Consider the following 2,277-nt stretch of genomic DNA (forward strand, 5'->3'; position numbering starts at 1 on the left):
AAAACTTTAGCTGAACAAAATCGACGTCTAATTTATGGCGGTGGCAATAAAGGCTTAATGGGGGTGATTGCCAATGCAGTATTAGAGCATGGCGGCGAGGTCATCGGTATTATTCCGAAACGTTTAGTCGAAGCTGAAACTGCTCATCATGGTATTACACGTTTAGAAATAGTTGATAATATGCATCAACGCAAGGCAAGACTTGCAGAGCTTGCTGATAGCTTTATTGCCATGCCTGGTGGAACAGGCACACTAGAAGAAATTTTTGAGGTGTGGACAGCAATGCAAATCGGTTATCATGAAAAACCCGTTGCATTGTTTGATGTAATGGGATTCTGGCAACCCATGCTTAATTTTTTACAGCATGCTGTGGATGAAGGTTTTATTCGAGATAGTTTTTATCAAACATTAATTGTTTCGGAAAATTCGCAATCTTTACTACAAAAAATAGATCACTTTATTGCCAAAGATTTACAACGTTGGGTTAAAAAATAATTTATTCACAATAAAAAACGCCATCAGATGATGGCGCTTTTATTTATATAATTAGATATTAGGCCGTAGCTGTCGTTTCAGTTTGCTCTGGTTGTTTAATAAATGCATATGCCACGCCAGCAATCACAGCACCAACAACAATAGATAACAAATAACCACCAACTGGCTTAACCACACCTGGAATAGCTAAAGCAAATAATCCACCATGAGGTGTCATTAATGTTGAACCAAAGGCTAATGCCATACCACCTGTAATTGCTCCCCCAATGATACAACATGGGATAACACGTAATGGATCGCGTGCAGCAAATGGAATTGCGCCTTCTGATATAAAGCATAAACCTAATACCAAAGACGCCTTACCACTTTCTTGTTCAGCTTTAGCAAACTTCTTGCTAGCAATTAGAGTTGCTATACCCATCGCTAAAGGAGGAACCATACCGCCTGCCATAACGGCTGCCATTGGCGCATAAACTTGAGAGGAAATTAGACCAGTACCAAATGCATAAGCAACTTTATTAATTGGTCCACCCATATCAGTACACATCATACCACCTAAAACTGCCCCTAAAATAACTGCATTTGCTGTACCCATTGAATTTAACCATTCCGTTACAATTTTCATTATCCATGAGATTGGTGTACCCACAATATACAGCATCACAAGACCAGTAATTAATGTTGCAAATAGAGGCACAATTAAGATTGGTTTTAATGCTTCTAAAGTGCTCGGTAATGGTAAATACTTTGTAATTGAGTGTGCAAGGTAACCAGCAAAGTAACCAATAATGATACCACCTAAAAATCCTGCACCGGTCGAGACTGCTAGTAATCCACCGACAAGCCCTGGAGCAAGCCCGGGTCTATCAGCAATGGAATAAGCAATATACCCCGAAAGCAGTGGCACCATAAGTGAGAAAGCAAGCCCTCCAATTTGTGCTAAGTGTGGTTCACCAATTAACTTTTGCACGCCATCGACCATTTCAAATGAACCAAAGGCAAATGAAAGTGCAATAATTAGACCACCTGCAACTACCATTGGTAACATATAAGATACGCCAGTTAATAGATGTTGATAAACGCCTTTTTTCTCATTGCTTGATTTAGCTATTGAAGCGCTTGTTGTCGGTTGATAAACTGTTGCTTCTTCAAATGCTTTATCAAATTCTTGGGCGGTCTTTTTAAGTGCTGGACCAGTTTTAGTACGATATAGTTTTTTGCCAGTAAACTTACTTAAATCAACATCAATATCACAAGCAGCAATTACCACATCAGCAGAAGCAACCTCTTCAGGTGTTAATTCATTGCCGACACCAACCGAACCACGAGTTTCGACTTTACACCACCAACCGCGTTTTTTTGCTTCTTCTTCAATAGCTTCAGCTGCCATAAAAGTATGTGCAACCCCTGTTGGGCAAGCGGTAACAGCCACAATACGTTTTACGCCTGTATTATTATTTGCTGTAGGAGCAGCTTCTGTTGGTTGTTGATAAACCGTTGCTTTACTTGGTGCGTCGGTTAAAATTTGTTTTGGATCAGCAAAAATTTGATTTAAATCATTAACAACATAAACTTTTTTGCCAACAACAGATATATCACTGATAGCTCCAGATCCAACTCCAATCACCACATCAGCAGATGTTGCACTATCAACCACATTTAAATTTAATACATGCGCAGCTAAAGCCAATTCAGCTTTAGCTAAACGTCCATTAACTGGCCCTGTATTATTACCTTCAATAATATATATATTCATGAATACTCCTTATGCAGCAATTATTT

The 2,277-nt window shown here is 39.1% G+C and carries 2 protein-coding genes; one reads left to right on the plus strand and one right to left on the minus strand.

The annotated features are described in order from the left end of the window. Positions 1–495 (plus strand): TIGR00730 family Rossman fold protein (locus A9G30_RS06035; RefSeq protein WP_065588372.1); only part of this gene is annotated, 495 nt, incomplete at its 5' end. A gap of 58 nt (positions 496–553) precedes the next feature. On the opposite strand, the gene fruA is transcribed toward A9G30_RS06035, so the two are convergent. Then, positions 554–2,251 carry a PTS fructose transporter subunit IIBC gene (gene fruA, locus A9G30_RS06040; protein WP_065588373.1) on the minus strand — a complete coding sequence of 566 codons (1,698 nt, stop codon included), beginning with the start codon at positions 2,249–2,251 and terminating at the stop codon, positions 554–556. Positions 2,252–2,277: the final 26 nt, after the last annotated feature.

It is taken from the genome of Gilliamella sp. Fer4-1 (genome assembly GCF_001690515.1).
GTDB classification, from domain to species: Bacteria; Pseudomonadota; Gammaproteobacteria; order Enterobacterales; family Orbaceae; genus Gilliamella; species Gilliamella apicola_C.